Origin of the sequence: Janthinobacterium darwini, from assembly GCF_051380905.1 — a bacterium.
In the GTDB taxonomy this organism is placed as follows: Bacteria; Pseudomonadota; Gammaproteobacteria; order Burkholderiales; family Burkholderiaceae_D; genus Janthinobacterium.
The window spans coordinates 1,609,841-1,633,686 of the sequence record NZ_JBNYXX010000001.1; the positions used below are offsets into that span (position 1 = coordinate 1,609,841).

The 23,846-nt window shown below is 64.8% G+C and carries 18 protein-coding genes; 16 read left to right on the forward strand and 2 right to left on the reverse strand.

Annotation, left to right across the window (positions count from 1 at the left end):
* Window positions 1–150 precede the first annotated feature (150 nt).
* The 6 genes from ACQ4WZ_RS07505 to ACQ4WZ_RS07530 all read left to right on the forward strand — a co-directional run bounded on the left by ACQ4WZ_RS07505 (window position 151) and on the right by ACQ4WZ_RS07530 (window position 6,338).
* Window positions 151–1,365 (forward strand): 3-hydroxybenzoate 6-monooxygenase, encoded by a 1,215-nt coding sequence (locus tag ACQ4WZ_RS07505; RefSeq protein ID WP_436572995.1) that lies wholly within the window; start codon window positions 151–153, stop codon window positions 1,363–1,365.
* Complete coding sequence (gene gtdA / locus ACQ4WZ_RS07510; RefSeq protein WP_133991030.1) at window positions 1,362–2,414, forward strand: gentisate 1,2-dioxygenase; 1,053 nt, start codon at window positions 1,362–1,364, stop codon at window positions 2,412–2,414. The genes ACQ4WZ_RS07505 and gtdA overlap by 4 nt, the downstream gene beginning before the upstream one ends.
* 21 nt (window positions 2,415–2,435) lie before the next feature.
* Complete coding sequence (locus tag ACQ4WZ_RS07515) at window positions 2,436–3,143, forward strand: fumarylacetoacetate hydrolase family protein (RefSeq protein ID WP_133991032.1); 708 nt, start codon at window positions 2,436–2,438, stop codon at window positions 3,141–3,143.
* A gap of 67 nt (window positions 3,144–3,210) precedes the next feature.
* Entirely contained in the window at window positions 3,211–4,572 is a 1,362-nt protein-coding gene (locus ACQ4WZ_RS07520; RefSeq protein WP_101481543.1) for an MFS transporter, read from the forward strand.
* A complete protein-coding gene (gene maiA / locus ACQ4WZ_RS07525) occupies window positions 4,569–5,213 on the forward strand; it encodes a maleylacetoacetate isomerase (RefSeq protein WP_101481542.1) in 645 nt (214 codons plus the stop codon). Before ACQ4WZ_RS07520 ends, maiA begins: the two co-directional genes overlap by 4 nt.
* Before the next feature lie 24 nt (window positions 5,214–5,237).
* Window positions 5,238–6,338, forward strand: a complete 1,101-nt coding sequence (locus ACQ4WZ_RS07530; RefSeq protein ID WP_436572996.1) for a porin — start codon at window positions 5,238–5,240, stop codon at window positions 6,336–6,338.
* 14 nt (window positions 6,339–6,352) lie between these two features.
* Here ACQ4WZ_RS07530 and ACQ4WZ_RS07535 read toward each other — a convergent pair whose 3' ends face one another.
* Entirely contained in the window at window positions 6,353–7,816 is a 1,464-nt protein-coding gene (locus ACQ4WZ_RS07535) for an efflux transporter outer membrane subunit (RefSeq protein WP_133991040.1), read from the reverse strand.
* A gap of 98 nt (window positions 7,817–7,914) precedes the next feature.
* On the opposite strand from ACQ4WZ_RS07535, the gene ACQ4WZ_RS07540 reads away from it, so the two are divergent.
* The 3 genes from ACQ4WZ_RS07540 (at window position 7,915) to ACQ4WZ_RS07550 (ending at window position 12,791) form a co-directional block, all read left to right on the forward strand.
* Entirely contained in the window at window positions 7,915–8,541 is a 627-nt protein-coding gene (locus tag ACQ4WZ_RS07540; protein ID WP_436572997.1) for a TetR/AcrR family transcriptional regulator, read from the forward strand.
* A gap of 84 nt (window positions 8,542–8,625) precedes the next feature.
* A complete protein-coding gene (locus tag ACQ4WZ_RS07545) occupies window positions 8,626–9,735 on the forward strand; it encodes an efflux RND transporter periplasmic adaptor subunit (RefSeq protein WP_436572998.1) in 1,110 nt (369 codons plus the stop codon).
* Window positions 9,732–12,791, forward strand: a complete 3,060-nt coding sequence (locus tag ACQ4WZ_RS07550) for an efflux RND transporter permease subunit (RefSeq protein WP_436572999.1) — start codon at window positions 9,732–9,734, stop codon at window positions 12,789–12,791. The genes ACQ4WZ_RS07545 and ACQ4WZ_RS07550 overlap by 4 nt, the downstream gene beginning before the upstream one ends.
* A 90-nt stretch (window positions 12,792–12,881) precedes the next feature.
* On the opposite strand, the gene ACQ4WZ_RS07555 is transcribed toward ACQ4WZ_RS07550, so the two are convergent.
* Window positions 12,882–13,919 carry a helix-turn-helix transcriptional regulator gene (locus ACQ4WZ_RS07555; protein WP_436573000.1) on the reverse strand — a complete coding sequence of 346 codons (1,038 nt, stop codon included), beginning with the start codon at window positions 13,917–13,919 and terminating at the stop codon, window positions 12,882–12,884.
* Between the two features lie 207 nt (window positions 13,920–14,126).
* Between ACQ4WZ_RS07555 and ACQ4WZ_RS07560 the strand changes: the two genes are divergently transcribed.
* The 7 genes from ACQ4WZ_RS07560 to ACQ4WZ_RS07590 all read left to right on the forward strand — a co-directional run bounded on the left by ACQ4WZ_RS07560 (window position 14,127) and on the right by ACQ4WZ_RS07590 (window position 23,734).
* Window positions 14,127–16,136 (forward strand): glycoside hydrolase family 3 protein, encoded by a 2,010-nt coding sequence (locus ACQ4WZ_RS07560; protein WP_436573001.1) that lies wholly within the window; start codon window positions 14,127–14,129, stop codon window positions 16,134–16,136.
* Between the two features lie 124 nt (window positions 16,137–16,260).
* Window positions 16,261–18,069, forward strand: coding sequence for a DUF885 domain-containing protein (locus tag ACQ4WZ_RS07565; RefSeq protein ID WP_436573002.1), 1,809 nt, complete (start codon window positions 16,261–16,263; stop codon window positions 18,067–18,069).
* A 102-nt stretch (window positions 18,070–18,171) separates the two neighbouring features.
* Window positions 18,172–18,627, forward strand: coding sequence for a homoprotocatechuate degradation operon regulator HpaR (gene hpaR, locus ACQ4WZ_RS07570; RefSeq protein ID WP_243858038.1), 456 nt, complete (start codon window positions 18,172–18,174; stop codon window positions 18,625–18,627).
* A gap of 370 nt (window positions 18,628–18,997) precedes the next feature.
* Entirely contained in the window at window positions 18,998–20,164 is a 1,167-nt protein-coding gene (locus ACQ4WZ_RS07575) for a porin (RefSeq protein ID WP_436573003.1), read from the forward strand.
* Window positions 20,165–20,192: 28 nt separating this feature from the next.
* A complete protein-coding gene (locus ACQ4WZ_RS07580; RefSeq protein WP_243858039.1) occupies window positions 20,193–20,717 on the forward strand; it encodes a sorbitol dehydrogenase family protein in 525 nt (174 codons plus the stop codon).
* A gap of 9 nt (window positions 20,718–20,726) precedes the next feature.
* Complete coding sequence (locus tag ACQ4WZ_RS07585; protein WP_133991052.1) at window positions 20,727–22,334, forward strand: GMC family oxidoreductase; 1,608 nt, start codon at window positions 20,727–20,729, stop codon at window positions 22,332–22,334.
* Window positions 22,331–23,734 (forward strand): c-type cytochrome, encoded by a 1,404-nt coding sequence (locus tag ACQ4WZ_RS07590; RefSeq protein WP_101481530.1) that lies wholly within the window; start codon window positions 22,331–22,333, stop codon window positions 23,732–23,734. Before ACQ4WZ_RS07585 ends, ACQ4WZ_RS07590 begins: the two co-directional genes overlap by 4 nt.
* Window positions 23,735–23,846: the final 112 nt, after the last annotated feature.

Sequence of the window (23,846 nt, forward strand, 5' to 3'; positions counted from 1 at the left end):
GTTACTCTCCCTACCATTATTTAAAAACCTGATTGTTGCTATTGTATTCCATCGCTTTACCAAATATTGAGCTGTCGGCACACTGCTTGTCATACCAAGAGCACGTCAAACGTGCATCGCGCAAGCACACAGATCAATTGGAGGAAAGAAATGGAAGCTTCCCACAAACCGTCAGTCTTGATCGTCGGCGGCGGCATTGGCGGCATGGCCGCCGCCCTGTCCCTGTCGCGCCTGGGGCTGGCCGTCACCGTGCTGGAACAGGCATCGACCCTGGGCGAGATCGGCGCCGGCATCCAGCTGGCGCCCAACGCCTTCGCCGCGCTGGACGCGCTGGGCGTGGGAGAACGCACGCGTGCCAAGGCCGTCTTCACGGAACGCCTGGTGATGATGGATGCCGTCGACGCGACCGAGGTAGGCACTTTTGTCGTCGATGCGGCCTTCCGTGAACGCTTCAGCAATCCCTACGCAGTCATCCACCGGGCCGACATCCACGGCGCCATCCTCGACGCGGTGCGCACCTCGCCGCTGATCACGTTCGTGACGTCGTCGCAGGTGAGGGACGTGACGGAAGACGACACGGGCGTCACCGTGGTCGATGCGGCGGGACGCAGCTTCCGCGCCGATGTACTGATCGGCTGCGACGGCGTCAAGTCCGTGATCCGCGAGCGTATCGTGGGCGATGCGGTGCGCGTCTCCGGCCACGTGGTTTACCGCGCCGTGGTGCCGGCCGCCGACATGCCGGCCGATTTGCGCTGGAACGCGCCCGTCGTCTGGGCCGGGCCGAACTGCCACCTCGTGCATTACCCGCTGCGCAATGGCGAGCAATACAACCTGGTAGTGACCTTCCACAGCCGCGATCAGGAAGCGTGGAGCGTCAAGGACGGCAGCAAGGAAGAAGTGCTGTCCTACTTCGACGGCGTCCACGCGCAGCCGCGCCAGCTGCTGCACAAGCCCACCTCGTGGAAACGCTGGAGCACGGCCGACCGCGACCCCGTCGCCAACTGGAGCACGAAGCGCATGACCTTGCTGGGCGACTCGGCCCACCCGATGCTGCAATACCTGGCGCAGGGCGCCTGCATGGCGCTGGAAGATGCCGTGACCCTGGGCGAGGCCGTGCGCGCCTGCGATTTCAACATGGCCGCCGCCTTCCAGCTGTATCAAACCTCGCGCATCGCCCGTACCGCGCGCGTCGTGCTGTCGGCGCGCGAAATGGGCCGTCTGTATCACGCCAAAGGCGTCGAACGCCTGGTGCGTAACGACCTGTGGCGCGGCCGCACGCCCGCGCAATTCTATGAGGCGCTGGCCTGGCTGTATGGCTGGACGGCGCAAACCTGCCTGGCCACCACCGAGAAGGACGCAGCATGACTTCCCATCAAACGCCCGAACGCGAGGCTTTATATGAAGCCCTGAGCGGCATGCATCTGTCGCCGCTGTGGCAATCCTTGCACACCCTGGTGCCGCCCCATCCGACGGCGCCGTATGCTCCCGCCCTGTGGCGCTATGCCGACATCGCGCCGCAGCTGGCGCGCGCCGGAGAGGTGATTACGGCCCACGAAGCCGTGCGCCGCGTCCTCGTGCTGGAAAACCCGGCCTTGCCGGGCCGCTCCTCGATTACGCAATCGCTGTACGCGGGCTTGCAGCTGATTTTGCCCGGAGAAGTGGCGCCGTCGCACCGTCACAGCCAGTCGGCGCTGCGCTTTGTCGTGAGCGGGCAGGGCGCCTACACGACCGTGGCGGGCGAGCGCACCACCATGCATCCGGGGGACTTCATCATTACTCCCTCGTGGACCTGGCATGATCATGGCAACCTGGGTGTGGATGGCGTCTGCGAGCCTGTCGTTTGGCTCGATGGCCTCGACATTCCCATGCTTCGCTATTTCGATTCCGGTTTCGCGGAAAACGACACGGAAGACAGCCAGACCGTCACCCGCCCGGAAGGCCAGAGCTTCGCCCGCTACGGCTACAACATGGCGCCCGTGAAGCGGCTGCACGAGGGCGCCACGTCGCCCATCTTCAACTACCCGTATGCCCGCTCGCGCGAAGCGCTGGACCTGTTGTCGCGCACGGACGCCATCGACTGCTGGCACGGCTACAAGCTCAAATATGTGAACCCCCTGACGGGTGGCTCGCCCATGCCGACCATGGCCACCTTCATGCAATTGCTGCCCAAAGGGTTTGCGGGCAAGCGCGCGCGCAGCACGGACGGCACTGTCTACAGCGTGGTCGAAGGCCGCGGCAAGGTGACGATAGGCGAGCAGCTATTCGACTTCGCCCCGCGCGACACCTTCGTCGTGCCTTCATGGGCCGCCGTTTCCTTCGATTGCCCGCAGGAAGACGTGGTGCTGTTCAGTTTTTCCGACCGCCCCGTGCAGCAAGCGATGGGCGTACTGCGCGAGCAGTTTTTGACCGATTGATTTTTCAGACAGGACTTTGACATGACCAACTTCATCTTCGCCCCCCAAGCCATCGCCGGCCTGCCCATCGTCGGCACCGATAGCCAGTTTCCCGTGCGCCGCATCTATTGCGTGGGCCGCAATTACGCCGCCCATGCGCGCGAAATGGGTTTTGATCCGGACCGCGAACCGCCTTTCTTTTTTTGCAAGCCGAACGACGACAAGTCCGTCGTGCCCGTGCCGCCCGGCGTGACGGCCACCGTGCCATATCCGGCGCAGACGTCGAATTACCACCATGAAATCGAACTGGTGGTCGCTATCGGCAAAGGCGGCAGCAATATCGCCCTGGAGGATGCGCCGTCGCACATCTTCGGCTATGGCGTGGGCCTGGACATGACGCGGCGCGACCTGCAGATGCGCATGCGCGAACAGGGGCGCCCGTGGGAAATCGGCAAGGCATTCGACTATTCTGCCCCCATTGGCGCGCTCACGCCCATCGCCGCGTCCGGCGAGATCACCACGGGTGCCATCGTGCTGGAAGTGGACGGCAAGGTCGTGCAGACGAGCGACCTCACGCACCTGATCTGGTCCGTCAATGAAGTCATTGCCAATCTGTCGACCCTGTTCGAGCTGCAGCCGGGCGACATCATCATGACGGGCACGCCCGAAGGCGTGGGTGCCGTCACCAGCGGGCAAACCATGGAGGCGCGCATCGCCGGCTTGACGCCGATCACCGTCGCCGTGCAATAAACATCCCCGGGCCAGCGCGGCACAGATCGCGCAGCCCGGTAATGCCACCAACAAGAATGGAGACAGCATGAACAGCAATGCCAGCACCGACGTCCAGCACTTCCTCGACAGTCACCCGTTTTCCCGCTACCAGAAGCTGATTCTCTGGCTATGCTTTTTGATCGTCGCCATCGACGGCTTCGACACGGCCTCGATCGGCTTCATCGCGCCTGCCATCCGCGCCGAATGGGGTTTGACCCCCGCCGCGCTGGCGCCCCTGTTCGGCGCCGGGCTGTTTGGCCTGATGGCGGGCTCATTTTTATTCGGTCCCCTGGCGGACCGCTACGGCCGCCGTCCTGTGCTGATCGTGTCCGTCGCCTTCTTCGGCGCGGCCAGCCTGCTGTCGGCCTGGTCGACGGATCTGACGATGCTGCTGGTGTTGCGCTTCCTCACGGGGCTGGGCCTGGGCGGCGCCATGCCGACGTCGGTGACCATGACGTCCGAATACTGCCCGCAGCAGCGCCGTTCCGGCCTCGTGACCATGATGTTCTGCGGCTTTACCATCGGTTCCGCGCTGGGCGGCCTGGCTTCGGCGCAGCTGCTGCACCTGATCGGCTGGCGCGGGGTGCTGATGCTGGGCGGTGCCTTGCCCCTGCTGCTGGTGCCTGTGCTGCTGCTGGCGCTGCCCGAGTCCCTGCGCTGGCTGGTATTGAAAGGACGCGACGGTAGCCAGGTGTTGAACATCGTGCGCCGCATCGCGCCCGCCTTGGCCGCCTTGCCGCGCCTCGTGGTCAGCGACAAAAAACTCGCCGGCTCCCCCATGGCGGAACTGTTCCGTCCCGGCGTGATTGGCGGCACCTTGCTGCTGTGGTCCACGTTCTTCATGAGCCTGCTCATCATCTATCTGCTCTCTAGCTGGATGCCGACTTTGCTTAACGGCAATGGCCTGTCCCTGTCTAACGCCTCTCTGGTGACGGTGATGTTCCAGGTGGGCGGCACGGTGGGCGCCATCCTGCTGGGCCGCTGGATGGACCGCTATAGCCCCCATAAAGTGCTGAGCATCGCCTACCTGGCGGCCGCCGGCTGCATCGTCGTCGTGGCCCTGTCGGGCAGCAGCCTGGCCTTGCTGGTGCTGGCCGTCTTCGGCGTGGGCTTTGGCGTCAGCGGTTCGCAAGTGGGCGCCAATGCGCTGGCCGCCGCGTTCTACCCGACGTCAAGCCGCGCCACAGGCGTCAGTTGGGCCGCCGCCGTGGGCCGCAGCGGCTCCGTGCTGGGATCCATGGCCGGTGGCCTGATGCTGACCCTGAAACTCGACAACGAAACCATCTTCTTCCTGCTGGCCATCCCGGCCGTGCTGGCGTCCCTGGCGCTGCTGGCCATGGGCCGTTTGATGCGCGTCCGGAATCGCTCTGCCGCCGTTCCAGCTACCCTGACTGAAAGCACCGTATGAAATTGCATGGCTATTACCGCAGCTCCGCCTCTTACCGCGTGCGCATCGCGCTGAACCTGAAGAACCTCCACGCCGATACGGCCTATGTGCACCTGAGCCGTAATGGCGGCGAGCAGTTCACGCCGGCGTTTTCCAGCCTTAACCCGCAGCAGCTGCTGCCCGTGCTGGAGGACGGCGGCGCCGTGCTGACGCAATCGCTGGCCATTATCGAATACCTGGACGAGACACAGGCGGGGCAAAAACTGCTGCCGGCCGACGCGCCGGGCCGCGCCCGCGTGCGCCAGCTGGCCATGGTCTGCGCCTGCGACATCCACCCGCTGAACAACCTGCGCGTGCTCAATTACCTGACGGGGCCCTTGGCGCTGTCGCAGGAACAGAAGAATGCGTGGTACCAGCACTGGACCCATCTGGGCCTGGCCGCGCTGGAAGCGGAGCTGGCGAGCAGCGCACATACAGGCATGTTCTGCCATGGCGACACGCCGACCCTGGCCGACTGCTGCCTGGTGCCGCAGGTATACAACGCGCTGCGATTCAAGTGCGACCTGGCGCCGTATCCGACGATCCTGCGCATCGTCGCGCATTGCGAGGCGCTGCCGGCTTTTCAGCAGGCGCACCCCGATGTGCAGCCAGACGCAGAATAAAAACCACAAAAAACGGAGACAAGCATGAGAAAAATCAACGCCATCACCATGGCGCTGCTGGGCGCGTGCGCCCACGGCGTGAGCACCAGCGCCCACGCGCAAAGCAGCGTCACCCTGTACGGAGTGCTCGACAGCTCAATGGCCTACACGACGAATGCCAACGCGGCCGGCGACAGCGTCACCAAGATGCCCACCTTGACGGGTTCATTGCCATCGCGCTTCGGCTTGAAGGGCGTGGAAGACCTGGGCGGCGGCTTGCAAGCGATCTTTGCGCTGGAATCGGGCTTCGGCGTCGATACGGGCATCGCGGGGCAGGGCGGGAGATTGTTCGGCCGCCAGTCATACGTGGGCTTGAAGGGGCGCTATGGCAGCGTGATGCTGGGGCGGCAAATGAATATGTCGTTCTGGGCCACGCAAAAGTCCGACATCATGGGCCCGGCCCTGTTTTCCATCAGCAGCCTCGATCTGTACCTGCCGAATGCGCGCAGCGACAACGCCATCGGCTATCTGGGCACGTTTTCCGACGTGACGGTGGGCGCCACCTACAGCCTGGGGCGCGATGCCTCGGCAGCGGGCGGGCCGGCGGCCACGGGCTGCGCGGGCGAAGTGGCGGGCAATGCAAAGGCCTGCCGCCAAATCACTGCCTTGCTGGGCTATGACACAGGCCGCTACGGCGCCACGGCGTCGTACGACATCATGTACGGCAACGCGGGCGCGGCCAACGGCCTCACATCGAGCCGCAACTTCGACCGCCGCGTGATCGCCAGCGCCTACGCCATGGCTGACAAGCTGAAAATCGGCGGCGGCATCATCGACCGCACCATCCGCGCCGCCACGGGGCAAGTCGACTCGCAACTGCTGTATGTCGGCGCCGCCTGGCCGGTCGCCCCCGCGCTGGTCCTCGACGGGCAAATCGCGAGGCTGGCCGTCAAGCACAGTCCCAACGATGCCACCCTGGCCACCGTGCGCCTGACGTATCACCTGTCCAAGCGCACGGCCGTCTACAGCGCCATCGGCCGCATGGACAACGATGGCGCTGCCGCCGTGGCGCTGGACGCGGGCGGCACCGTGGGCGCGGGCCGCACGCAGAATGGCGTGATGGCGGGGATGCGCCACTTTTTCTGAGCGCTGTCCCGGCTTTAACGCGCAGCAAGGGCCGCAGGCGCTGGCGCCTGCCAGCCGCCGCCCAGCGCCTTGTAGGTGGCGACCGCTGCACGTGCGGCGGCCGTTTGCGCCTGCGCGTGCGCATCCTCGGCCCGCAACAGCTGGGCGTCGGCCTGCAGCACATCGTGGCGGCTGATCGCTCCCTTGTGAAAGACCGCCAGTGCAGAGGCACGCGCGCGCTGCAGCGCATCGACGCTTTGCGCCAGCAGGCCTGCCTGCTGTTCGTACCCGAGCAGTGCCGAACAGGCATTCTCCACGTCTTCCGCGGCACGCAGCACGGCCAGCCGATAGGCCGCCAGTAACTCGGCTTCCTGGCCCCGGGCGGCGTCGATCTGCGCAGCGATGCGGCCGAAATCGAACAGGCGCCAGCGCATGCCGAGCACGCCCGCAGCCTGGCCGGACCCGCTGGCAAACAGGGAGCCGCCGGCGGTGGTGCTGCCGAGCAGGCCGCCCAGGCTCAGTTTGGGATAGTATTCGGCCACTTGCGCGCCGGTGCGCGCGCTCGCTGCGGCCAGGCGCCGCTCGGCCACGATCAGGTCGGGCCTGCGCCGCAGCAGGTCGCCTGGCGTACCCCCGGCCGTGATGCGTGGCGCGACCGCGATGATGCCGCTGGCGGGCAGTTCGTGGCCATGGGTGCCGGGCGCCGCGCCCAGCATCACGTCGAGCGCATGCAGTGCCACTTCGCGCGCCGTTTCCAGGCCCGGCATGGCCGCGCGCGCCTGCGACAGTGCCGCCTCGGCTTGCCGCAGCGTCGGCTCGTTCACCAGCCCCTTGCCGTACAACAGCGTCGCGATGTCCTGCGCCGCCGCCTGGGTGTCGACCTGCTTGCGTGCCAGATCGCGCCGCGTTTGCAGGCCCTGGATGGTCAGGTACAAGTCGGCCGTCTGTGCCGCCACGGCCAGGCGCGCTGCCGCCCATCCCGCTGCCGTCGCCTCGTAGTCGGCGCGCGCCGCTTCGCGTTCGCGGCGCAGGCCGCCGAACAGGTCGAGTTCCCATGACGCTTCCAGGTTGACTTCGTGCGCGCTGCCGGCGCGCGCGAACCCGGGCGTGGCATCGAGCACCTTGCCCAGTGGCGTCTGCACCGATTGATAGGCGCGCGCGGTCTGGCCTTCGAGATTGGCCGAGGGCAGCAATGCGGCATCGGCCGCGCCAAGCACTGCGCGCGCCTGGTGCACCCTGGCTGCAGCCTGCGCCAGGTCGAGGTTTTGCGCCAGTGCCAGCGTCACCAGGCGAGTCAGGTACGGATCGCCAAACGCCGTCCACCACTGCTGCAGTTCGGCTGTATCGGCGTTCTGGCGCAAGCCGACTGCCGACTGGTGCAGATACTGCGCCGCTTGCGGCAGTGCGGGCCGGTGGTAATCGGCACCGGCGGTGCAGCCCGCGGCCAGGCCGGCGGCACACAGCACGAAGGGGAGGCGCAGAAGGGCTGGGATGGGCATAGGGATTGTCCTGTTCGTTAAAAAAAGAAAATGAGTGTGACTATAATACATTTTGGTCACTTATTGTGCATTTTGGCGCGGCGCGTTAAGCTGTTGCCATGAACCACACCACACTTCATCCAGCAATTCCGTCGCCCGCGCGCGGCCCGGCCGGCCACGACGTGCGCGATCAGATCGTCGTCGCCGCCACCGAATATTTCAGCCTGTATGGCTACGAAAAGACCACCGTGTCCGACCTGGCCAAGGCCATCGGCTTTTCCAAGGCTTATATCTACAAGTTCTTCGAGTCCAAGCAAGCTATCGGCGAACATATCTGCGGCAACTGCCTGCGCCAGATTGAAACCGAGGTCAGGGCAGCGGTGGATGCCGCCGGTCAGCCGCCAGAGAAGCTGCGGCGCATGTTCAAGGCCAGTGTCGAGGCCAGCCTGCGGCTGTTCTTCCAGGACCGCAAGCTGTACGACATCGCCGCCTCGGCCGCCACCGGGCGCTGGCCGACGGTGCAGGCCTATGAGCTGGCCATGGGCGCCTTGCTGCAGGATATCTTGCAGCAGGGCCGCAAGACGGGCGACTTCGAGCGCAAGACGCCGCTCGACGAAACAGCAAGCGCGATCTACCTGGTGATGCGCCCCTACATCAATCCCTTGCTGCTGCAGCACAGCCTGGAGACGAGCGAGACGGCGCCGGCACAATTGTCCAGCCTCGTGTTGCGCAGCTTGTCACCCTAGTCACAATGCCGGTTTGTGACTGTTGACTTATTTGGTCACCAGTACCAGAATGAGAACCCTGTTCAATTCGTTCATGGGATTCTTATGCGCTGGCGCCGTCTTGCCTCATCTGCTGTCATCTCCGCCTTGCCCCTGGCCTTGTCCCTGGGCCTGACCGCCTGCGGCGAGAAGGCGCAAGCCGATCCGCGTACCGCCATGCCGCTGGTGCGCGCCGTAACGGTGCAGGGTGCCGAGTCGGGTGCGCGTACCTTTACCGGCGTCGTCGCGCCACGCGTGCAAAGCGAATTGGGTTTTCGGGTCGCCGGCAAGGTGCAGGAGCGCCTGGTCGATGCCGGCCAGGCCGTGCGGCGTGGCCAAGCCTTGATGCGCCTGGATGCGCAGGACCTGCAGCTGCTGGCCCAGGCACGCCAGGACGCGGTCACGGCCGAGCGCGCCCGCGCGCGCCAGACGGCCGACGAGGAGGCGCGCTACCGCGACTTGCGCGGCACCGGCGCCATCTCGGCATCAGCGTACGACCAGGTCAGGGCGCTGGCCGACGCCGCGGCTGCCCAGCTTAAGGCAGCCGAGGCCCAGGCCGACGTGGCGCGGAATGCGCTGCGCTACGCAGTGCTGGTGGCCGATGCCGATGGCATCGTGACGGATACGCTGGCCGAACCGGGCCAGGTACTCGCTGCCGGGCAGCCGGCGGTGCGCCTGGCCCATGACGGGCGGCGCGAAGCGGCGATCCAGTTGCCGGAAACCTTGCGCCCGGCGCTTGGTTCGACCGCCCAGGCCACGCTGTTTGGCAGGCCGGGCGCCAGCGTGCCAGCCACGCTGCGGCAGTTGTCGCAGAATGCGGACCGGCAAACGCGCACCTTCGAGGCACGCTATGTGCTCGATGCAGCGCTGTCGGGCGCGCCACTGGGCGCCACCGTCACGGTGCGCATTGCCGGTAGCGCCGATGCCGGCGATGCCGTACGGGTACCGCTCGCGGCCCTGCACGATGGGGGCAGGGGGCCGGGCGTGTGGCTGATCCAGGGTGAGCCGGCGCGGCTGGCCTGGCGGCCCGTCAAGGTGCGTCGCCTGCACGATGACGGCGCCGACGTCAGTGGCCAGCTCAAAAGCGGCGAACGCATCGTTGCGCTGGGCGCTCACCTGCTGCGCGACGGCGAGCAGGTCGCACTTGAGCAAGCGGGTGCGGGAGCGCGGCCATGAGCGGGGGCTTCAACCTGTCGGCGCTGGCCGTGCGCGAGCGTTCCGTCACGCTGTTCCTGATCTGCCTGATATCGCTGGCCGGCCTCTTGTCCTTCTTCAAGCTGGGACGGGCGGAAGACCCGGCCTTCACGGTCAAGGTGATGACCATCGTCACCGCCTGGCCAGGCGCCAGCGCGCGCGAAATGCAGGACCAGGTGGCCGAAAAGATCGAAAAGCGCCTGCAGGAGCTGCGCTGGTACGAGCGCGCCGAAACCTATACCACGCCCGGCCTGGCGTTTACCACCCTGACCCTGCTCGACAGCACGCCGCCCGACCAGGTGCAGGCGGAGTTCTACCAGGCGCGCAAGAAGGCTGGCGACGAGGCGGCCAACCTGCCGTCCGGCGTCATCGGTCCCATGATCAACGACGAATACGCGGACGTCACCTTTGCCCTGTTTGCGCTCAAGGCGCGGGGCGAGCCGCAGCGCCTGCTGGTGCGCGAGGCTGAAACCTTGCGCCAGCGCCTGCTGCACGTGCCGGGCGTGAAGAAGGTCAATATCATCGGCGAGCAGGCCGAACGCATCTATGTCGAGTTTTCTCAGGAGCGCCTGGCCACTTTGGGCGTCAGGGCGCAGGACGTGTTTGCGGCGCTGCACGGCCAGAATGCGCTCACGCCAGCCGGTTCGGTCCAGACGCGGGGGCCGCAAGTGTTCATCCGCCTCGACGGCGCGCTCGACGCGCTGCAAAAGATCCGCGACACGCCGGTGGTGGCGCAGGGCCGCACGCTGGCCCTGTCCGATATCGCCACCGTGCGTCGCGGCCACGAGGACCCGGCCAGCTTCATGGTGCGCAATGGCGGCGAGCCGGCGCTGCTGCTGGGCGTGGTCATGCGCGATGGCTGGAATGGCCTGGACCTGGGCAAGGCGCTGGAGCGGGAAGTGACGGCCATCGGCACTGAAATGCCGCTGGGTATGAGCCTGGCCAAGGTCACCGACCAGGCTGTCAATATCGGCGCGGCCGTGGATGAATTCATGCTCAAGTTCCTCGCCGCGCTGCTGGTGGTGATGCTGGTGTGTTTTGTCAGCATGGGCTGGCGCGTCGGCATCGTCGTTGCCGCCGCCGTGCCGCTGACCCTTGCCGTCGTGTTCATCGTGATGGCCGCGACAGGCAAGAATTTCGACCGCATCACCCTCGGTTCCCTGATCCTGGGCCTGGGCCTGCTGGTGGACGACGCCATCATCGCCATCGAGATGATGGTGGTCAAGATGGAGGAGGGCTACAGCCGCGTTGCCGCCTCCGCGTATGCCTGGAGCCATACGGCCGCGCCCATGCTGGCGGGCACCCTGGTCACGGCCGTCGGCTTCATGCCCACCGGCTTTGCCCGCTCCAGCGCCGGCGAGTACACCAGCAATATGTTCTGGATCGTCGGCATCGCCCTGATCGCCTCGTGGGTGGTGGCTGTGTTGTTTACACCTTACCTGGGCGTGAAGCTCCTGCCCGAGCTGAAAAAGGTCGCCGGCGGCCATGATGCGTTGTACGACACGCCGCGCTACCACCGCTTTCGCCGCCTGCTGGGCCGCGTGATCGCCAGCAAATGGTTGGTGTTCGCCACCGTGATCGGCCTGTTCGTGCTGGCCGTGCTGGGCATGGCCATCGTCAAGAAACAGTTTTTCCCCATCTCCGACCGTCCTGAAGTGCTGATCGAAGTACAACTGCCTTACGGCAGCGCGATCGGGCAGACCAGCGGTGCGGCGGTGAAAGTGGAAGCCTGGCTGGCGCGCCAGCCCGAGGCGAAGATCGTCACGGCCTATGTTGGCCAGGGCGCGCCGCGCTTTTACCTGGCAATGGGGCCGGAATTGCCCGATCCTTCGTTTGCCAAGATCGTCGTGCGCACCGACAGCCAGCAAGCGCGCGACACCCTCAAGCAGCGCTTGCGCGTGGCCGTTGCCGCAGGCCTGGCGCCGGAGGCGCGCGTGCGTGTCACACAACTGGTGTTCGGCCCATACTCGCCGTTTCCCGTCGCCTACCGCGTCAGCGGCCCGGACCCCGAGGTGCTGCGCACCATCGCCGGCCAGGTGCAGCGCGTGATGCAGGCCAGTCCCATGATGCGCACCGTCAATACTGACTGGGGCACGCGCGCGCCCACCCTGCATTTCAGCCTGCAGCAGGACCGCTTGCAAGCCATGGGGCTGAGCTCAGGCGCCGTGGCGCAGCAGCTGCAGTTCCTGCTCAGCGGCGTAGCCGTCACCGCCGTGCGTGAAGATATCCGCACGGTGCAGGTGGTGGCGCGCGCGGCCGGCGACATGCGCCAGGACCCGGCCCGTATCGCCGACCTGACCCTGGCTGGCGCCAACGGCGAGCGCATCGCGCTGTCGCAGGTGGGAACGGTCGAGGTACGCTGGGAAGAACCGGTGATGCGCCGGCGCGACCGCCAGCCGACGATTACCGTGCGCGGCGACATCGCCGACGGCATGCAGCCGCCCGACGTGTCGGGCGCCATCACGGCGCAGCTGCGGTCCATCATCGATACACTGCCAGGCGGCTACCGCATCGAGCAGGCCGGCTCGATCGAGGAATCGGCGAAGGCGACGAAGGCCATGCTGCCCCTGTTCCCCATCATGCTGGCGTTGACCTTGCTGATCATCATTCTGCAGGTGCGCTCGATTTCGGCCATGGTCATGGTCTTCCTGACCAGTCCACTGGGCTTGATCGGCGTCGTGCCCACGCTGATCCTGTTCCAGCAGCCGTTCGGCATCAATGCGCTGGTCGGCTTGATCGCACTGTCGGGCATTTTGATGCGCAACACGCTGATCCTGATCGGCCAGATCCACCATAACGAGGCGGCCGGGCTGGCGCCTTTCGATGCCGTCGTCGAAGCGACCGTGCAGCGCGCCAGACCGGTGATCCTTACCGCCCTGGCGGCTATCCTGGCCTTCGTTCCGCTGACCCATTCGGTCTTCTGGGGAACGCTGGCCTACACCCTGATCGGCGGCACGTTTGCCGGCACGGTGCTGACCCTGGTGTTTCTGCCGGCGATGTATGCGATCTGGTTCAGAATACGGCCGCAGGCTGTATAGCTTGAACAGCGGGCCGGAGACGCGGGGAACCCGTCTCCTCGACTAGGGCCATTCGTGGTTTGCCGGTTTGCTTGTTGCTTGTCTCTTTCTCTAGGCTCCGGCGGCATCCTGCCGGTAGCGCGCTGGCGGCAGTTCGAACTGGTTCTTGAAAAAGCGGGTAAACGCGCTTTGCGAGGAAAAGCCCAGGCGGTCGCTGATTTCCGCCACGCTCAGGCTCGTTTCTCGCAGCAAACGGCGCGATTCTCGGCTCTTGGCGCGCAATTCCAGCGCGCGGAACGAGGTCTGCTCCTGCTGCAGCTGGCGCTGCAAGGTCCAGCGGTTCATCGCCAGGCCGTCGCACAGGGCCGGCAGCAGCGAGGCGCCATCGGTATCGCCCGCACCTTGCTGGCCCAGTAAATCGATGATGGCTTGCTCCACGCGGGCCGAAAACAGCTGCGCCCTCTGCAACTGCTGCAATTGCCCCTGCGCGTGCCGCAGCGCGTGCGGCGCCAGCATGGCGTTGAACTGGGCGAAGGGCCGGTCCAGCGCCGGCGCGTCAAATGTCAATGTATTGCGCGCCTGGCCAAAGCTGGCAGCGGCGCCGAAACACGCGGAAATGGCTGGCGCGAACCATGGCGCCTTGCCCTGGAAGCTGGCACGGAAGGCGGTTGCCATGCCATCGTCGTAGGCGCGCGCCACCAGCGACAACATGCGGAAATTGGCCAGCGCCTGCATGGCCCCCCCCATGGGGCAGAACTCGGACAGGTATTCGATCTCGATGCGCGTGCCACTCTCGCTCATCAGCATGAAATCGAATTCGCCGATCAGACCCCGCAAGTGCAGCAGCTCGTGCAGCGCGCTGCGCAGGGTGGGGCGGTTGAAGCAGACGTGGGCGATACCCGAGTAATGCGCGAACCAGTGCGTCACGTCGAGATCGAGAATGGCCCGGTGCTGCGGCAACTGCTGGGCGTAGGCCGTCATGCGGCGATGCCGCTCGGCGTTGATGCGGCCGCCAGGTTCCGTGAGTTGCGCCGGCGTGATGCCCGTATGGCGGAAAAAGTCGGCGGGATCGTGGCCATCAGCCTGCATGGCGCGCGCACATTGTTGCGCAATGCGGTTCGAAACCGTGCGCGTGTCGGGTTTGTGCAAGGGTGTCTCCTGCTTGTTGTAGTATTTTTTCACAAATATTAGCACTTTGTAAGAGATTGTTGCTTGTCATGCCGTCTCACCAAAAATTGTTCTCGCGGGTATAAAACGGGTGCTGCGCGGTCAAGAAACTCACGCATTCTCACGCTATATTGTTTTCGGCCGGCCTTGCTGCCGCGCCCTATACCTACAAAAACAGTCTTGGAGATAATGATGAATTGCACTTTGAAACCGATGGCCCGCGTGGTTGCCGGCTGCGTCGCCACGCTTGCCCTGGCCGCTTGCGGCAGCGATACCGGAAGCGAGGGCTACACGCAGCCCGCGTTCGGCGCCACTACTTACACCCAGCTCAAGGTCGACGGCTATACCTTCAAGGATATGAACCGCAACGGCAAGATCGAGCCGTACGAAGACTGGCGCCTGACGGCCGAGGCGCGCGCCGACGACCTGCTGTCGCGCATGAGCCTCGATGAAAAGGCAGGCCTGATGATGCACGGCACGGCGCCCACCGTGTCCGACCCTTCCGGCATCGGCCTGGGCGGCGCGTATGACCTGGCGGCCCTGCAAGACCTGATCGTCAAGCAGTACGTCAACACGTTTATTACGCGCATGGCGGGCGATACGGCCAATATGGCGGCCCAGTACAACAAGGTGCAGGCCCTGAGCGAAACCTCGCGCCATGGCATCCCCGTGTCCATCAGCACGGATCCGCGCCACCATTTCCAGTACACGGTGGGCGCCAGCGCCGGCACCAAGGGCTTCTCGCAGTGGCCGGAAACCCTGGGCCTGGCCGCCATCGGCGACGATGCGCTGGTGCGCCGTTTCGGCGATATCGCGCGCCAGGAATACCTGGCCGTCGGCATCACGCAGGCGCTATCACCGCAGGCGGACCTGGCCACCGAGCCGCGCTGGTCGCGCATCAACGGCACGTTTGGCGAAGACGCCGACCTGGCCAAGCGCATGGTGCAGCACTATATCGAGGGCTTCCAAGACGGCAATACGGGCTTGCATGACGGCAGCGTGGTGGCCGTCGTCAAGCACTGGGTAGGCTACGGCGCCACGAAAGAGGGCTTTGACGGCCACAATTACTATGGCCGCTACATGACCTACCCGGGCAACAACTTCGCTTACCACGTGAAGCCCTTCGAAGGGGCGTTCACCGCCAAGGCGGCTTCCGTCATGCCGACGTACGCCCTGCCAGACGGTAATATCACCATAGCCGGCATCACCCTGGAGCAGGTGGCGGCCGGTTTCAGCAAGACCATGTTGACCGATCTGCTGCGCGGCAAATACGGCTTCGAAGGCGTGATCCTGTCCGACTGGGGCATCACTTCCGACTGCGACGCCAACTGCCGCAACGGCACGCCGCCGGGCGTCGCGCCTTCGTTCATCGGCTTTGGCACGCCGTGGGGCATGGAAGACGCCACCAAGGCCGAACGTTACGTGAAGGCCGTCACGGCGGGGATGGACCAGTTTGGCGGCGTGACGGAAGCGCCGTACCTGACGCAAGCCGTGCAGCGTGGCCAGTTGACGGAAGCGCGCATCAACGCCTCGGCGCGGCGCATCCTGATCCAGAAATTCAAGCAAGGCCTGTTCGAGCATCCGTTTGTCGATGCGGCCAAGGCATCCACCACGGTGGGCAAGGCGGAATTCGTCGAGGCTGGCCTGGATGCGCAGCGCCGTTCGCTGGTCTTGCTGGAAAACAAGGACAAGGTCTTGCCGCTGGCGGCCAGCGTCAAGAAAGTCTACCTGTATGGCATCGATGCGGCCGTGGCGAAGCAGTACGGCTACACGGTGGTGGCCACGCCGCAGGAAGCGGACGTGGCCCTGCTGCGCGTGGCCGCGCCCTATGAAACCCTGCACCCGAATTACATCTTCGGCAGCATGCAGCACGAAGGCCGGCTCGATTACGTCGATGGCAATGCCGACTACGAGGCGATCAAGAACGCGGCGAAATACGCGCCGAAGACGGTGGTGACGGTGTACCTGGACCGTCCGGCCATCCTCGGCAACGTGCAGGACAAGGCCAGCGCCATTCTCGCCAACTTTGGCGTGAGCGACGGCGCGCTGTTCGATGTCCTGACGGGCAAGGCCAAGCCGCAAGGCAAACTGCCGTTCGAGTTGCCGTCGTCGATGGCCGAAGTGCAGATGCAGAAATCGGACGTGCCGTATGACACGGCCCATCCGCTGTACAAGTTCGGCGACGGGCTGGCGTACTGACGGGCGCGGGACGGGTCGCCTGGCGCGGCCTGTCCCCGTCCGATTGACAGCACCCTGGCGCTCGCCGATACTGGCCGCTTCGTTCGCCGTTTTGTTCGCCGATTCTGCCAGGAAGGAAACCCCGATGTACCTTATTCCGAAATTGCACCAGACCGTGCTTGCCGCAGCACTCTCCATAGCGTTTGCCATGCCCGCCATGGCCGCCGCCCCGGCAGCGGCTGGCGCCGAATCGGCCTGGGTCGAGGCCAGCAACCGTAACGCGGCCATCGTGCTGGCGGCGCAGGCGAAGTTCTCGCCCGAAAACGCTTCCGACACAGGCCTGGCGCAGTACGACGGCCTGGCCGCCGACCTGGGGCCGAAGATCACCGAACGTTATGTGGCAGCCATGCGGCAGGCGCGCGCGCAATTGCAGCAAAAGCTGGCGATGGAAAAAGATGAGCGCGTCCGTCAGGATCTGCAGATTCTGACGCAGGCTGTGGACCAGGAAATCACCGGCGCCCAGCTGGACGCCAAGTTCACCTTGCCGTGGGTCGATGTGCCGCAAATGGTTTTTGGCAGCATGCAAAGCTTGCTGCAGGAGCAGCGTCCGGCCGCGCGACGCGCCAAGGCGCTCGAACGTTTGCAGCGCTATGTGGGCCGGTTCCCGGGCAGCACGCCGATCACGCAGCAGGCCAAGGCGCGCTTCACGGAAAAAATCGGCAAGCCTGGCCTGGCCGGTCCCGTGCGCCTGCAGGTGGAGCAGTCGCTGGAAAACGTGCCGACGTATATCGCCGGCATCCGCAAGCTGTTTGCCGACATGCAGATCGCGGACGCCGAACCTGCGCTGGCGGCCATGGAACAGCAGTTGAACGAATATGCGGCGTGGGAGAAGCAAGTGGTGCTGCCCCTGTCGCGCACGGATTTCCGCATGGCGCCCGAGTTGTACGCCTTCCGCCTGAAACAGGTGGGCATCGACATCGAGCCGCGCGCGCTGGTCGAACGGGCGCAAGTGGCCTACCTGGAAACGCGCGCCGCCATGCAGGCGCTGGCGCCCGTGGTGGCGGCCAGGCTGGCGTTGAAGGGCGTCGACGGCAGCGATTACCGCCAGGTGCTGCGCGCGCTGAAAGTCGATTCTATCCCGAACGAGCAGCTGGAAGCGCACTACAAGGGCGTCAATGCGCAGCTGGAAGAGCGCATCGCCCAGCAGCGCGTCGTCGATATTCCTGCGCGCGCCATGACCATGCGCCTTGCATCGAATGCCGAATCGGCGGCCCAGCCGGCGCCGCACATGCGTCCGCCTCCGCTGATCGGTAATACGGGAGAACACGGCCAGTTCGTCCTCCCCGTCAGCAATCCGGCCACCAGCGGCAAGGGCGAAGCATATGACGATTTCAACTTCGCGGGCGCGGCATGGACCCTGAGCGCGCACGAGGGCCGGCCCGGCCACGAGCTGCAGTTCAGCGCCATGGTGGAGCGGGGCGTGTCGCAGGCGCGCAGCCTGTACGCGTTCAACAGCGTCAACGTGGAAGGCTGGGCGCTGTATGCGGAAGCGGAGATGATTCCCTACGAACCGGCCGAAGGCCAGTTCATCGCGCTGCAGTTCCGCATGCTGCGCGCGGCACGCGCCATGCTCGACCCGATGCTGAACCTGGGGCAGGTCACGCGTGAAGAAGCGGGCCGCATCCTGACGGATGAAGTGATGCTGTCGAAAGCGATGGCGCGCCAGGAGCTGGACCGCTATACCTTCAACATGCCGGGGCAGGCGGGCAGCTATTTCTATGGCTATACGCGCATCCTGCAGCTGCGCGCGGAAACGGAGCTGGCGCTGGGCGAGAAATTCGACCGCCTGGCCTTCAACAACTTCCTGCTGGGACAGGGTTTGCTGCCGCCTGGCCTGCTGGCCAAGGCCGTGCGCGAACACTTTATTCCCGAGCAGAGAAAAGCCAGAGGCTGACGCCATGGCATCAAGAGCGGCAGGGAAAGGCATTTTTGCCGCTATTCTCCTCGGGCGAGTCGTATAATTACGCTCATTGTGCTGGCCACCCTGGAGTTCCACTTGCAGCTACCGATCCGTTATCCGAACATGCCGCAACTGCTGCTGAAGGCACGCGACAGCCTGCTCCAGCATTTCCGCCCCATCCTCAATCACTTCGGCGTGACGGAGCAGCAGTGGCGCATCATGCGCGCGCTGAACGAAAGCCCCACCCTGGAACCGCGCGAGCTGTGCAATATCTGCCAGATTTCCAGTCCCAGCATGAGCGGCATCCTGGCGCGCATGGAAGAAATCGGCTTGATCGGGCGTAGCAAGTTTGAAGGCGACCAGCGCCGCCGCAAGGTGCACCTGTCGGAATCGGGCGCCAGCTTGTTGCTGCAGATGGGCAAGTTGATTGACTTGCAATATGAACACCTGGAAGCGGCTTACGGCAAGCAAGTGTTTGAAGACATGCGCCGTACCCTGGAAGCCTTCATTGCCCTGGAAACCCTGCCGGTGGCGCCCGCCATCCTGCGCTGAATCGTCCAGCCCCCCCCCCCCCGTTTTCTGCCTGTCTGACCTTCCGCCGCGCGTGTTTTTTTAACACGCGCCTCCGCTGCTTTTGTCACGCCTGTTCCACGCTTTCCCCCATTCTGCCGGGCTTGCGCCCGCGCATCTATCGGTTTTGCTATAAGAGCTATCCATGTTTTGCTATAAGACTACGCCTTATAGTTAATCACTTACATGTGAGCAAATAAGCGTATAATTTGCTGCACTTGATCCAAATCAAGAAGAACAGCGGATGCCCCCATCGCCGGATGGGGCGGCAACGCAGCGTCACAGCGTGTGTTCCGCCATCGCGGTGGACATGCTTGCTGGACGTACAACAAAACAGGAAAATCAGGAAAAAATGAACACTATATGCATGCGCGCTGCGGCGCTGGCCGTCACTTCGCTCATCGGCGCAAACGTTTGCGCCCAAAGCAATGTCACCATTTACGGCGTAGTTGATGCGGCCACCGCCTACGCCAGCAACCAGGGCGGCAAGTCGAATACCTATATGCGCAGCGGCAGTTTGTCCGCCAGCAAGATCGGTTTCCAGGGCGTGGAAGAGCTGGGCGGTGACCTGAAGGCGCTGTTCCTGCTGGAAAACGGCTTTGAAAGCGATACGGGCGCGCAGAGTTCGGCCAGCTCCCTGTTCAACCGCCAGGCCTACGTGGGCTTGCAATCGAAGGCCTACGGCAGCGTGACGGCCGGGCGCCAGTACACGCCGTACTATCTGCTGGTGGGCTCGCTGGCGTCGAGCAATGTCTTGACGGGCGCGACCGGCGCCCACCCGGGCGATATCGACGGCCTCGATACGACCGTGCGCATCAGCAATTCCGTCACCTACAATATGCCAGCCTGGCGCGGCCTGCAGGCCAGCGCGCAATACGGCTTCGGTGAAGCGGCCGACGGCAATGCCGTGGGCAGCAGCTTCAGCGCCGCCGTCAAGTACAGCACCTCGCCGGCCGAATTTGCGCTCGGCTATCTGAAACTGAAAAATGGACAGAATGGCGCTGGCTGGAGCGACAACGCATCGGGCAGCTTCGGTATCTCGGCCCTCAACCGGGGCTATGCCTCGGCGGAAAGCATAGCGTTCATTGCCGCCAGCGCGCGCTATACCATGGGCAAGTGGATGGTGGGCGCCAATGCCAGCAACGTGCAGTACCAGGCGGGCAGCCACTCCACCTTCCGCGACACCGCCATCTTCAACACGGCCGGCCTGATTTCCAGCTACCAGCTGACGCCGCAGTGGTTCCTGGCCGCCGGCTACAGCGACACCTACACCAGCCGCGCCAATGGCGTGTCGGACCGCGCGCGCTACCGCCAGCTGTCGTTCGAGCAGACCTATGCGCTGTCCAAGCGTACGGCGATCTACCTGATCGAAGCGCGCCAGCTGGCGCGCGGCCAGACTCTGGGCGACGGCGGCGCCATCGTCGACGCCGTCGCCTCGGTGGGCGATTCGCAAAACGGCACGCCATCGTCGAATGGCGGCCAGACAGTGGTGATGGTTGGTCTCAAGCATTCTTTCTGAACGGTTGCTGAACTCACGGGAGCTTCAATTGGACGCTACACATAACAAGGAGGGCCGCGGCCCTCTCAATCCCGGCCGCCGCATGGTGCTGGCCGGCTTGCTGTCGGCATCAGCCGCGGCACTGATTCCCTGGGCGCTGGCCGAGCCGGTCGCCAATGCGGAGCAGGGCGCCTTTTTGGGCGTGTCGGCCATGCTGGTCGGGCGCCAGGTGCTCAACCCCGTACTGGCCAAGCGCCTGTATGACGCGCTGGTGGCGCAGGACGCCGCCTTTCCCGCCAAGGTGCGCGCGCTGTTGACCCTGATCAATGCGCAGGGCTTGCAGGCGGCCGGCCTGCAGGAAGCGCTCGATGCGCTCGATCCGGTGCAGTTGCCGCTGGCGGCCTTGCCGCGCCAGATCGCCAGCGCCTGGTACCTGGGCATCGTCGGCACGGGCGAGGCGGCCGTCTGCGTCGCCTACGAGCAGGCGCTGAACGCCGCCGTCGTGGCCGATGTGCTGAAACCTCCCACGTATTCCTACGGCGCCTATGGCAGCTGGGCCAGAAAACCAATTTAAGGAGTCATCATGGCTGAACAACTTACTGCCGATTACCTCGTGATCGGCTCGGGCATCATCGGCTCGCTGGCCGCGCGCAAACTCGCGCTGGCCGGCGCCTCGGTGCTGATCCTCGAAGCGGGCCCGCGCGTGTCGCGCGGCGAAATCGTCGCCCGTTTCCGCAACACGACGCGCCGCAGCGACTGGATGTCGCCCTATCCCTCGGTGGCCACGGCACCGCACCCTATCTACCAGCCGAAGGATAACGGTTACCTGGTACAGGCCGGCCCGTACCCGTATCCGGCCGAATACATCCGCCAGTTCGGCGGCACCTCGTGGCACTGGGCCGCGCAGGCCTGGCGCAATGTGCCGAACGACTTTCGCATCCATACGCTGTATGGCGTAGGCGTGGACTGGCCCATCAGCTACGACGACCTGGAGCCGTTCTACCAGGAAGCGGAAGACATCATGGGCGTCTCGGGTGCCGAGAACACGGGTTCGCCGCGCAAGCAGCCATTTCCGATGGAGTCCGTGACGGAGCCGTACGCCATGCGCCGCATCCGCGAGCGTCTCGACCCGTCGTTCAAGGTGGTCGGCAACACGGTGGCGCGCAACAGCGTCAGCTACGGTGGCCGCCCGGCCTGCTGCGGTAACAACAGCTGCCAGCCGATCTGCCCCATCGACGCGCAATACCACGGCGGCATCGCCGCGCAGCAGGCCGAAGACGCGGGCGTCAAGATCCTGTGCAATGCCAACGTCTACAAGCTGGAACACGACGCTCAGGGCCGCATCACGGCCGCGCTGTACTACGACGTCGACAAGAACAGTCATCGAGTCACGGCCAAGACCTTCATTCTGGCGGCCAACGGCATCGAAAGCCCCCGTTTGCTGCTCGTTTCCGCCTCGGACAAGTACCCGAACGGCCTGGCCAACAGCAGCGACATGGTAGGCCGCAACCTGATGGATCACCCGAGCACTTCGATCACTTTCGACGCCGATGAAGACCTGTGGCTGGGCCGGGGCCCGCAAAGCCCCAATTCCATCAACAGCATGCGTGACGGCGACTTCCGCAGCCAGCATTCGCCGTACCGCCTGGATTTCACCAACATCTCGCGCGTGGATGGCGCGACCAGGGAGTTGATCGGCAAGGGCGTATTTGGCGCCGAGTTCGAGCAACAGCTGCGTTTCCGCTCGGCGCGCGAAATGAGCTTGAAAAACGTGCTGGAAGTGCTGCCGAACCCGGAAAACCGCATCTCCTTGAGCAGCGAAAAGGATGCCATGGGCATCCCCAAGCCGCAGGCGCATTATGCGATCGATGACTACACAAAGCGGGGCCACGAACGCTCGAAGCAGGATTTCGAGCAGATCGCCAAGCTGATGGGCGGCACCAATTTGCGCCACAGCAAGGAAGGCGTGTTTGCCAACAACCAGCATATCTGCGGCACCTTGTCGATGGGTTCCGATCCGGCCAAGGCCGTGTGCGACCAATGGGGCCGCACCTTTGATCACGCCAACCTGTTCCTGTGCAGCACCGGCGTGTTGCCCACGTCCGGCACCTGCAATTCGACGGAAAACGGCCTGGCCGTAGCCTTGCGCACCGTCAAGCACATTCTCGACGAACAGGGGGTGGCAGCATGATGGCAAGCTTCCGACTGGCGGCCAGTGCCGCCTTGCTGTCCCTCGTGGCCTTGCCGGTGCTGGCGGCGGACGCCCCCGGCGCCGATGTGCAGGCAGTCGAACGTGGCCGCTACCTGGCCACGGCGGGCGACTGTATCGCCTGCCACAGCGTACCAGGCGGCAAGCCGATGGCGGGCGGCCTGGCCCTGGCCACGCCGCTGGGCGCCATCGTCGCCACCAACATCACGCCATCGAAAACGCATGGTATCGGCAACTATACCTTGCAGCAGTTTTCCGATGCGCTGCGCCGCGGCGTGCGGGCCGATGGCGCACACCTGTACCCGGCCATGCCCTACACGGCCTATGCCAAGGTGACGGATGACGACACGGCAGCCCTGTACGCCTATTTCATGCATGGCGTGGCAGCGGTGGATACGGCACCGGCAACGCAGACGGACTTGCCGTTTCCCTTCAATATCCGCCAGTCGATGGCGGGCTGGAATTTGCTGTTCCTCGATACCAAGCCGTTCGTGGCCGATGCGTCGAAAAGCATGGAGTGGAACCGCGGCGCCTACCTGGCGCAAGGCCTGGCCCACTGCACCACCTGCCATACGCCGCGCAATGTGCTGATGGCAGAACAGCTGTCGAAAGAGCTGGGTGGCGCGGACCTGGGCACGTGGTACGCGCCGAACATCACCTCGGACGTCAACAGCGGCATCGGCAGCTGGAGCCAGCATGAGCTGGCCGGCTACCTGCGCACGGGGCGCGCGGTCAACAGGGCGCAGGCTGCCGGACCGATGGCCGAAGCCATCGACCATAGCCTGAAGCACCTGAGCGATGCGGATTTGAACGCCGTGGCGCATTACCTGAAAACCGTACCCGCCATCCGCGACAAGGCGGACACGCAAGCGGTGACGCAATGGGGCAAGGCTGGCGACGATTTGAACGCGATCCGTGGCGTGCCGTTGCCGCAAAACCTGAACAAGATGTCGGGTGCGCAGCTGTACGATGCGCAGTGCGCCAGCTGTCACCAGGCCAGGGGCGAGGGCAGTTTCGACGGCAGCTTGCCGCCGTTGTTCCACAACTCGGTGACCGGCCGCAGCAACAGTAACAACCTGGTGATGGCGATCCTCGATGGCGTGGAACGGCAGGATGGCAAGGGTAGTCATACTGCGGGACATTTGATGCCCGCCTTCCGCCAGACCCTGTCGGACGAGCAGATCGTCACCTTGGGCAATTACGTGCAGAAGATGTACGGCAATCCCGACGTCAAGGTGACGGCGGAACAGGTGACGACTTTGCGCAACGGTGGGGTGCCGTCCAACCTGATCGGCCTTGCCCGCGCGGGCATCATCGTCGGCGTGCTGGTGCTGCTGGCCTTGCTGCTGTGGTGGCGGGGACGGCGGAGCAAGGCGGTGTAAGCCTGAAACCATGGCAAAGGCTGGGGGCCAGATCTGACAGGGTCTGGCCCCTTTTTTTGCCCCGGTATTGCAACTCGTTTGCATGTGTGAGGATTATGTACTATCATTAGTT

Coding starts and splice junctions, on each gene's coding strand:
- ACQ4WZ_RS07590 (WP_101481530.1), top strand. CDS start 22,331: ATGATGGCAAGCTTCCGACTGGCGGCCAGTGCCGCCTTGCTGTCCCTC.
- ACQ4WZ_RS07585 (WP_133991052.1), top strand. CDS start 20,727: ATGGCTGAACAACTTACTGCCGATTACCTCGTGATCGGCTCGGGCATC.
- ACQ4WZ_RS07560 (WP_436573001.1), top strand. CDS start 14,127: ATGATGAATTGCACTTTGAAACCGATGGCCCGCGTGGTTGCCGGCTGC.
- ACQ4WZ_RS07565 (WP_436573002.1), top strand. CDS start 16,261: ATGTACCTTATTCCGAAATTGCACCAGACCGTGCTTGCCGCAGCACTC.
- ACQ4WZ_RS07530 (WP_436572996.1), top strand. CDS start 5,238: ATGAGAAAAATCAACGCCATCACCATGGCGCTGCTGGGCGCGTGCGCC.
- ACQ4WZ_RS07550 (WP_436572999.1), top strand. CDS start 9,732: ATGAGCGGGGGCTTCAACCTGTCGGCGCTGGCCGTGCGCGAGCGTTCC.
- gtdA (WP_133991030.1), top strand. CDS start 1,362: ATGACTTCCCATCAAACGCCCGAACGCGAGGCTTTATATGAAGCCCTG.
- ACQ4WZ_RS07535 (WP_133991040.1), bottom strand. CDS start 7,816: ATGCCCATCCCAGCCCTTCTGCGCCTCCCCTTCGTGCTGTGTGCCGCC.
- ACQ4WZ_RS07520 (WP_101481543.1), top strand. CDS start 3,211: ATGAACAGCAATGCCAGCACCGACGTCCAGCACTTCCTCGACAGTCAC.
- ACQ4WZ_RS07505 (WP_436572995.1), top strand. CDS start 151: ATGGAAGCTTCCCACAAACCGTCAGTCTTGATCGTCGGCGGCGGCATT.
- ACQ4WZ_RS07575 (WP_436573003.1), top strand. CDS start 18,998: ATGAACACTATATGCATGCGCGCTGCGGCGCTGGCCGTCACTTCGCTC.
- maiA (WP_101481542.1), top strand. CDS start 4,569: ATGAAATTGCATGGCTATTACCGCAGCTCCGCCTCTTACCGCGTGCGC.
- ACQ4WZ_RS07515 (WP_133991032.1), top strand. CDS start 2,436: ATGACCAACTTCATCTTCGCCCCCCAAGCCATCGCCGGCCTGCCCATC.
- ACQ4WZ_RS07545 (WP_436572998.1), top strand. CDS start 8,626: ATGCGCTGGCGCCGTCTTGCCTCATCTGCTGTCATCTCCGCCTTGCCC.
- ACQ4WZ_RS07540 (WP_436572997.1), top strand. CDS start 7,915: ATGAACCACACCACACTTCATCCAGCAATTCCGTCGCCCGCGCGCGGC.